Annotated in this window: 7 protein-coding genes; 1 reads left to right on the forward strand and 6 read right to left on the reverse strand. The window is 75.7% G+C overall.

Annotated elements, in window-relative coordinates:
- Positions 1-189: 189 nt before the first annotated feature.
- Positions 190-1,149 carry a non-homologous end-joining DNA ligase gene (gene ligD, locus ACYC1Z_RS12780; protein WP_461409905.1) on the forward strand — a complete coding sequence of 320 codons (960 nt, stop codon included), beginning with the start codon at positions 190-192 and terminating at the stop codon, positions 1,147-1,149.
- 20 nt (positions 1,150-1,169) lie between these two features.
- Here ligD and hemL read toward each other — a convergent pair whose 3' ends face one another.
- From hemL to ACYC1Z_RS12810, 6 genes are all read right to left on the reverse strand, one after another.
- Positions 1,170-2,519, reverse strand: coding sequence for a glutamate-1-semialdehyde 2,1-aminomutase (gene hemL / locus ACYC1Z_RS12785; protein ID WP_461409906.1), 1,350 nt, complete (start codon positions 2,517-2,519; stop codon positions 1,170-1,172).
- Positions 2,520-2,838: 319 nt separating this feature from the next.
- The gene (gene hemB / locus ACYC1Z_RS12790) at positions 2,839-3,849 is read right to left on the reverse strand and encodes a porphobilinogen synthase (RefSeq protein WP_461409907.1); all 1,011 of its coding nucleotides are present in this window, start codon (positions 3,847-3,849) and stop codon (positions 2,839-2,841) included.
- Positions 3,846-4,727, reverse strand: a complete 882-nt coding sequence (locus ACYC1Z_RS12795; protein ID WP_461409908.1) for a uroporphyrinogen-III synthase — start codon at positions 4,725-4,727, stop codon at positions 3,846-3,848. Before ACYC1Z_RS12795 ends, hemB begins: the two co-directional genes overlap by 4 nt.
- Positions 4,724-5,752, reverse strand: a complete 1,029-nt coding sequence (hemC, locus tag ACYC1Z_RS12800; RefSeq protein ID WP_461409909.1) for a hydroxymethylbilane synthase — start codon at positions 5,750-5,752, stop codon at positions 4,724-4,726. The genes ACYC1Z_RS12795 and hemC overlap by 4 nt, the downstream gene beginning before the upstream one ends.
- A 168-nt stretch (positions 5,753-5,920) precedes the next feature.
- On the reverse strand, positions 5,921-7,339 hold the full coding sequence (locus tag ACYC1Z_RS12805) for a protoporphyrinogen/coproporphyrinogen oxidase (RefSeq protein ID WP_461409910.1): 1,419 nt from the start codon (positions 7,337-7,339) through the stop codon (positions 5,921-5,923).
- On the reverse strand, positions 7,336-8,214 hold an 879-nt coding region (locus ACYC1Z_RS12810; RefSeq protein ID WP_461409911.1), incomplete at its 5' end, for a uroporphyrinogen decarboxylase. The genes ACYC1Z_RS12810 and ACYC1Z_RS12805, both read right to left, overlap by 4 nt.

The following is an 8,214-nucleotide window of genomic DNA, read 5'->3' on the forward strand; positions in this document are numbered from 1 at the left end:
GGCGACCGCGCCGCCGCTCCGCTGACCGCTGACCGCTGACCGCCGACACCTGGGCCCGTGAACCCGAAGGCGATCTGGGAGTTTTCGTGCCGCCCCCCTGACCCCTGACCGCTGACCGCTGACCCCTGACCCCTGACCCCTGACCCCTGACCCCTGACCCCCTGGGCCCGCCTGTGGTGGAGTAGACCCATGGCCAAGGCGACGGCGCCCGCGACCGAGCTCGACGTCGGCGGACGCACCGTGCGGATCAGCAACCCGGACCGGGTGTACTTCCCCGGCCCGGGTCACACGAAGCTGGACCTGGCCCGGTACTACCTCGCGGTCGGGGACGGCGTCGTCAACGCCCTGCGAGAACGGCCGTGCATGCTGCACCGCTTCCCCGACGGCATCGAGGGAGAGAAGGTCCACCAGAAGCGGCTGCCGCGCGGCGCGCCCGACTGGGTGCAGACCGTCCGCGTCCACTTCCCGCGCTATGACCGCGACGCGGACGAGTTGTGCGTCACCGAGCTCGCGCAGGTGATCTGGGCCGTGCAGATGTCCACCGTCGAGTTCCACCCGTGGAACAGCCGCCGGGCCGACGTCGAGAAGCCGGACGAGTGGCGCATCGACCTCGACCCCGGCGACACGTGCGACTTCGCCACCGTCCGGCGCGTGGCCCAGGTGGCCCAGGAGGTCCTCGACGAGCTCGGCGCCACCGGCTTCCCGAAGACCACCGGCGGCGACGGCCTCCACGTGTACGTGCGCATCCGCCCCGAGCACGGCTTCACCGATGTGCGCCGGGCCGCGCTCGCCTTCGCTCGAGAGGTCGAGCGGCGCACCCCCGACGACGCGACGACGACGTGGTGGCGCAAGGACCGCGACCCGTCGAAGGTGTTCGTCGACTTCAACCAGAACGCCCGCGACCACACCATCGCCTGCGCCCATTCGGTGCGTGGCACGCCGCGGGCGACCGTCTCCGCGCCGCTGACCTGGGACGAGGTCCCCGACTGTGAACCGGGGGACTTCACCGTCGCCACCATGCCGGCGCGGTACGCCGCGCTGGGGGACCTGCACGCCGGCATCGACGACGCCGTCTTCGACATCGTGCCGCTGCTCGCGTGGGCCGAGCGGGACGAGACCGAGGATGCCGAGGCGCCACCCGAGGCCTGAGCGGCGGACCGGCCCGCCGCTCAGGCCGGGCGCGCCGCCGCGGCCGCCCGGGCCGCCTTCGGCAGTGCCGTGAGGACCGTCTCGACGGCGGCGTCGTCGTGCGCGGCGGAGACGAACCAGGCCTCGAAGGCGCTCGGTGGCAGCGCCACACCGGCGTCGAGCATCGCATGGAAGAAGGGCGGGTGCCGGAACGTGTCCTGCGCCTGGGCGTCGGCGTAGCTCTTCACCCCGTCCCGTGCGGCGCCCTCGCCGAAGAACACCGAGAAGAGGTTCCCGGCCCGCTGCACCCGGTGCGGGACCCCGGCGGCGGTCAGCGCGGCCCCGGCGGCGTCGGCGATCGTGGCGGCGACGGCGTCCACGCGCCGGTACACGACGTCGTCGGCGAGGCGCAGCGTGGCCAGTCCGGCCGCGGTCGCGAGTGGGTTCCCGGAGAGCGTGCCCGCCTGGTACACCGGCCCGGCCGGCGCGAGGAGGTCCATCAGATCGGCGCGGCCGCCGAGCGCCGCGAGCGGCATCCCGCCGCCGAGCACCTTGCCGAAGGTGAACAGGTCCGGCGTCCACGGCGAGGAGCCGGTGGCGGTGACGTCCCCGCCCGACGCGGCGCCGTCGAGCCCCCACCAGCCGGCGGTGCCGACGCGGAAGCCCGTGAGGACCTCGTCGAGGATCAGCAGCGCGCCGTGCTCGGCGGTGAGGCGGCGCAGGGCGGCGTTGAACCCGGGATCGGGCGGCACCACGCCCATGTTCGCGGGCGCGGCCTCGGTGATGACGGCGGCGATCTCGTCGCCACGCGCGGCGAAGACGGCCTCGAGCGCCTCGACGTCGTTGTACGGCACGACGATGGTCTCCGCCGCAGTCGCCGCCGTCACGCCGGCGGAGCCGGGCAGGCCGAACGTGGCGACGCCGGAGCCCGCCTCGGCGAGCAGGGAGTCGACGTGGCCGTGGTAGCAGCCGGCGAACTTCACGACGACGTCACGACCGGTGGCGCCGCGCGCCAGCCGGACGGCGGTCATCGTGGCCTCCGTCCCGGTGGAGACGAAGCGGACCTTGCGCGCCGGGGCGACCCGATCCCGCACGGCCTCGGCGAGCTCGACCTCCGCCTCGGTCGGCGCCCCGAACGAGAGCCCACGGCGGGCCGCGGCCTCGACGGCGGCGACGACCTCGGGGTGGGCGTGCCCGAGCAGCGCGGGGCCCCAGGACATGACCAGGTCCACGTACTCCTGCCCGCTCACGTCGGTGAGGTACGGACCGCGGGCCGAGGCGATGAACCGGGGGTCCCCACCGACCGAGCCGTACGCGCGCACGGGCGAGCTCACGCCGCCGGGAATGACGGCGCGGGCACGATCGAACAGCGCGTGCATGTCATCGGTCATGGGATCTCCTTCGTGCGGTGCGGTGCGGTTGCGGTGCGGTGCGGTGCGGTTGCGGTTGCGGTTGCGGTTAGGGAAGGCGCGGTGCGGGCCGGTGCGGTTGCGGTTGGCAACCGGTCGCCCTGCCCCGCCCCGCCCTGGGGAGAGGTTGCGCTGTGGTGAGGAATTGCTGGTGATATGCCAGCAAATCCTCACCATAAGCGCGACCACGGCGAGATAGGGACGCTGGGTGCGGCTTCACCTTAGGCGCGAGACGGCGGGGCGGGCCGCGCCGGACCCAGCGGCAGCTCGGGCTGTACCGGACCCGGCGGCGGGGCGGGCCTCACCGGACCCAGCGGGCCAGCTCGGTGGCCCAGTAGGTCAGGACGAAGTCCGCCCCGGCGCGCTGGATGCTCAGCACCGACTCCTCGATCGCCCGGCGCCGGTCGATCCAGCCCTGCGCGGCGGCGGCCTCGACCATCGAGTACTCGCCGGAGACCTGGTACGCCGCGACCGGGACCGGGGAGAGCTGGGCGACCTCCGCGAGCACATCGAGGTAGCTCATCGCCGGCTTCACCATGACGACGTCGGCGCCCTCGGCGAGATCGAGCGTGGCCTCGCGCAGCCCCTCCCGCCCGTTCGCCGGGTCCATCTGGTACGTCTTGCGGTCACCGCTGAGCTGGGAGTCGACGGCGTCGCGGAACGGGCCGTAGAACGCCGAGGCGTACTTGGCCGAGTAGGCCAGCACCGAGGTGTCGGTGTACCCGTCCGCCTCGAGCACCTCGCGCACCGCTGCGACCTGACCGTCCATCATCCCGGACAGCCCGAGCAGGTGGGCGCCGGTGGCGGCCTGCGCGAGCGCCATGTCCTGGTAGCGCACCAGCGTCGCGTCGTTGTCCACGTTGCCGGCGCCGTCGAGCACGCCGCAGTGGCCGTGGTCGGTGAACTCGTCCAGGCACAGGTCGGACATGACGACGACGGCGTCCCCGACCTCCTCGACCAGCGCGCGGAGCCCGACGTTGAGGATGCCGTCGGGGTCGGTCGCGCCGGAGCCGAAGGCGTCACGCATCGCCGGCACCCCGAAGAGCATGAGCCCGCCCACGCCCGCCTCGGCGGCCTCGACGGCGGACCGTCGGAGGGAGTCGAGCGTGTGCTGGACGACGCCGGGCATCGAGGTGAGCGGGTTCGGCTCGGACAGGCCCTCTCGCACGAACATCGGCAGCACGAGGTCCGCCGGGGCGGTGCGGTGCTCCGCCACGAGCCGGCGCAGGGCCGGGGTGGCGCGCAGCCGGCGGGGCCGCTCGGCGGGGGCGACGGCCGGGGTGGCGGTGCGGGCGGCGGGGATGCTGGTCATGAGGACTCCGATCCGTTCGGCGCGGGCGAGAAGGGGTGGCCCCCGCGGGCGTGGTGTCCGGGGTCGTCCCCGGCAGATGTGCTCCCGAGACGCTTCGTCGCGGCGGGCGGGGCGTCGCTCAGCGCCCGGGCGGCTGCGGCGACGAGTCCGGCGGGTGTCTGCTCCGCCGCGACCGCGTGCACCCGCAGGCCCGCCTCGGTCGCCGCCTGCGCCGTCGCCGCCCCGATCGCGCAGATACGCGCGGGCGGCACGCCGTACAGGCTCACGAGCGCCCGGGCGGTCGACGGGGAGGTCAGGAGCACGGCGTCGATCCGGCCGCCGGCCAGGTCCGGTGCCACCGCCTCGTCCGGGGAGGGTGCCGTGCGCGTGCGGTAGGCGACGATGTCGTCAACCCGCAGGCCCAGGGCGCGGAGCCCGTCGGCGAGCGTGGGTGCGGCGATCTCGGAGCGGGGAAAGAGCACCGCGCCCGCCGTCGGTCGCGGCCAGGCCGCCACGAGTGCGGCCGCGCTCGACTCCCCGGTCGGGACCAGGTCCACGCCCACACCCGCGGCGGTGAGGGTGCGCGCCGTCCCCGGGCCGACCGCGGCCACGCGCGCGGCGCCGATCAGCGACGGCAGCGTGGTGTCCAGCGCGGCCGCCCGGTCGAGCAGGATCTCGACGGTGGTCGGGCTCGTCACGGCGAGCCACGCGTAGCAGGTCGGCAGGCGGCGCAGCGCGGCGTCGAGCTCGGTGGTCGGCTCGACGACGGCACTGCGGACCAGCTCGGTGGGCACCGCCTCGCCGCCCGCCGCGTGGACGGCGGCCACGATGGCGTCGCCCGGGCGGGGGCGCGGAACGAGGATGCGGCGTCGGGCGAGGCCCGCGGCAGTGCCCGTCATGACCGCGGCAGCCCGGCGATCTCGGCGGCGCCGTCGGCGAGGAGCGCGGCGGCCGTCGAGATGCCCAGGTCGTGGGCCGCGGCGAGGGCGGCAGCGTTCGCGGTACCGGGCGCCGGGGCGCCGTCGGTGGGGGCCGCCAGGCCGTTCGCGGCGTCGCCGGGCAGGTCGACGCCGGCGGTGCGGATCAGGTGGCGGCCGCCGTCGGGCGCGAAGGCCCCGGCGCGCAGCTCGAGGCGGGTGGGTGCACCGTCGGAGCCGTACGAGACCCGCCCCCACGCCGCGACGGGCGCCGCGCACCCGGCCTCGAGCGTGCCGAGCAGGGTGCGTTCCGCGACGACGGCGAGGCGCGTGGGCAGGTGGTCGAGCGCGCGCATGGTGGCCTCGAGCGGGCCGTCGCCGACGTCGGTGGTGCGACACTCGACCGCCAGCGCGCCCTGGCCGGGGGAGGGCAGCATCGTCGTGGGGGCGAGCGTCTCGGTGACGTGGTCGAGCAGGCTCAGCCGCTCCAGCCCCGCGCGGGCGAGGACGACGGCGTCGAGGTCGTCCCCGACCCGGCTCAGCCGCGTCCCGACATTGCCGCGCAGGTCCACGACCGCCAGGTCCGGCCTGGCGAGGCGGAGCTGGGCCGCGCGACGCGGCGAGCCGGTCCCGACGCGGGCCCCGGCGGGCAGGCCCGCCAGCGTCCAGCCCTCCCGGGAGCACAGGACGTCGCGGTGGTCGGCGCGCTCGGGCAGCGCGGCGACGGTCAGTCCCGGGGCGGGGGCGGTGGGCAGGTCCTTGAGGGAGTGGACGGCGATGTCGCACCGGCCCTCCAGCAGTGCCTCGCGCAACGCGACGGCGAAGACGCCGGTGCCGCCGAGGGCGGCGAGCGAGGCGCGGGACCGGTCGCCCGCCGTGCGGATGCGGACGAGCTCGACCGTGCGCCCCGACGCCGCCTCGAGGGCCGTGGCGACCATGCCCGTCTGGCTCAGCGCCAGCTCGCTGGCTCGGGTTCCGACACGCAGCGGGGGTGGGGTGGAGGGCACCAGGACAGTTTGCGGATCGGCACGAGAAATGTCGAGACGGCCGGTCGGGACCGCGCCGGGCGCAATTCTGCGCATTGTCGTGACGTGGTGTCAGAACAATGGTCTGCTGTGATGTCGGGATGGGCCGACATATCGACGGAATGTCAGATCGGTCCGGGCATTGACGTGCTATTTCGCGCCGGTCCCGGCCCCGGCGACGGCGTCGTCGACGGACCGTTGCGCGTGCGGGACGACCGCTCCGAGCCCGGTCCCGGCGACCCAGGCCCCCGCCAGCGCCAACCCCGGCACCTGTCGGGCGTGGTGGGTCAGTGCGATCACCCGGTCCCGGTGCGCCGGCGTCGTGGCGGCGAGCGTACCCGCGCGCCGGATCACCACCATGTCGAGCAGGTTCTCCCGGGTGAGCGGGACACCGAGGAGCGTGGCGGCGTCGCGCAGCGCGCCGGCGGCGGCCACCGCGGCATCCTCGCCCGGCCGGCCGTAGGACACCCGCAGCACGTGGTCCCCCGGCGCGGTCGTGGCGCCCAGCCAGGGCCACTTCGCCGACAGGTGCGTCAAGGCCCTCGCCGTCACCCGGCTCGTGCCGGGCGGGACGAGCAGGCCCGAGCCGCGCGGGGCGACGTCGAGCTCCGGGGCGTGGACGACCAGCGTCACGTGCGTGATGGTGCTGCCCGCCGGCAGCGTGACGTCGTCGAGCGGGAGCGTCCCGCGCAACAGCTCCAGCGCCACCGCGCCGGGCGTGGCGACCACGACGCGCGGGGTGCGCAGGGTGCTGGCGCCGGCGGTCACGAGCCAGTCACCGCCGGGCAGCCGCCGCAGACCGGTGGCCGCGGTGGCGGTCCGGACCTCGCCACCGGCGGCGGTCACGGCCGTCGCCAGCGCGCCGGGCAGGCGGAACAGGCCACCCACCGTGGTCGCGACGGCGGCGCCGGGCGGTGCGGCGGCGCGCAGGGCCCGCACGGCGGCGGCGAGGGAGCCGTGCTCGGCGAGCGCGGCCCGCAGGCCGGGGGCGACGGAGTCGACGGCGAGGTCCGCGGGGTCGGCGTTGTGGATGCCGCCCGCCACGGGCACCACGAGCCGCTCGAGCACCGCCGTGCCCATGCGGGTGCGGACGAGCGTGGCGAGGTCCGGGGCGTCCGCGCCGACGTCGGGCCCCAGGTCGGCGTCGCGGGCGGCCTCGGCGGCGCCGTCCGCTCCGAGGGCGGCGACGACGTCGTCGGCGAACGGGTCCGCCGGGATCCCGAGGATCGACTCGCGGGGCATCGCGTACGCCCGGGCGGCCCCGCCCACCTCGGACCACACCCACGAGGTCGCGCCGGGTTGTTCGGCCGTCAGACCCAGTGCGTGCACCAGCGCGAGGACCTCGGGACGGCGCAGGCTGAAGGACTCGGCCCCGACGTCGACCGTGTAACCGGCCACGGTGCCCGCGGCGACCAGCCCGCCGACGTCGCGGCCCGCTTCGAGCACCACCGGCCGCAGGCCGTGGCCGACGAGCCGGTGGGCGGCGGTGAGCCCGGCGATGCCACCGCCGATGACGACGGCGTCGACACGCTCGCCACCCGTGTCCGCGGCTTCGCCGCCGCCGCTCATAGGGAGTGCACGAGGTCGACGATGCGGGTCAGCACGCCTGGGTCGGTCGTGGGCGGGACGCCGTGGCCGAGGTTGACGACGTGCCCCGGGGCGGCGCGGCCGGCCTCGACGACCTCGCGCACGTGCGCCTCGAGGACGTCCCACGGTGCGCTCAGCAGCGCCGGATCGATGTTGCCCTGGAGCGGCGTGCGCCCGCCGAGCCGACGGTCGGCCTCGTCCAGGGGGGTGCGGTGATCCACCCCGATGACGTCCGCGCCCGCGTCGCGCATGGCCACCAGGAGCTCACCCGTACCGGTGCCGAAGTGCACGAGCGGTGCCCCCAGACCGTTCACGCGGGACAGTGCGCGGGCGCTGTACGGGGCGGCACAGGTGGTGTAGTCCGCGAGCGAGAGCGAGCCGGCCCAGGAGTCGAAGAGCTGGCCGGCCCGCGCACCGGCGCGGATCTGGGCACGCAGGAACGTGCCGGTGATGTCCGCGGTCCAGCGCATGAGGTGGCGCCACGTCTCGGGGTCGGCGTGCATGAGCGCGCGCGCGGCGAGGTGGTCGCGGGAGGGGCGGCCCTCCACGAGGTAGGCAGCGAGCGTGAACGGGGCTCCGGCGAAGCCGATGAGCGGCGTCTCGCCGAGCTCGGCGACGACGAGACGCACCGCCTCCTCGATCGCCGTGTGGTCCCCGGGGCGGCGCTCGATGAGGCGGTCGACATCGGTGCGGGTGCGGACCGGCTCGGCGACCACGGGACCGACGCCGGGCTGGATCTCGACGTCGATCCCGGCCAGCTTCAGCGGCACGACGATGTCGGAGAAGAGGATGGCGGCGTCCACGCCATGGCGCCGGACGGGTTGGAGCGTGATCTCCGCCGCCAGCTCGGGACGCAG

This window comes from Georgenia sp. (genome assembly GCF_054605595.1).

Coding starts and splice junctions, on each gene's coding strand:
- ACYC1Z_RS12795 (WP_461409908.1), bottom strand. CDS start 4,727: ATGACGGGCACTGCCGCGGGCCTCGCCCGACGCCGCATCCTCGTTCCG.
- ACYC1Z_RS12805 (WP_461409910.1), bottom strand. CDS start 7,339: ATGAGCGGCGGCGGCGAAGCCGCGGACACGGGTGGCGAGCGTGTCGAC.
- ligD (WP_461409905.1), top strand. CDS start 190: ATGGCCAAGGCGACGGCGCCCGCGACCGAGCTCGACGTCGGCGGACGC.
- hemB (WP_461409907.1), bottom strand. CDS start 3,849: ATGACCAGCATCCCCGCCGCCCGCACCGCCACCCCGGCCGTCGCCCCC.
- hemL (WP_461409906.1), bottom strand. CDS start 2,519: ATGACCGATGACATGCACGCGCTGTTCGATCGTGCCCGCGCCGTCATT.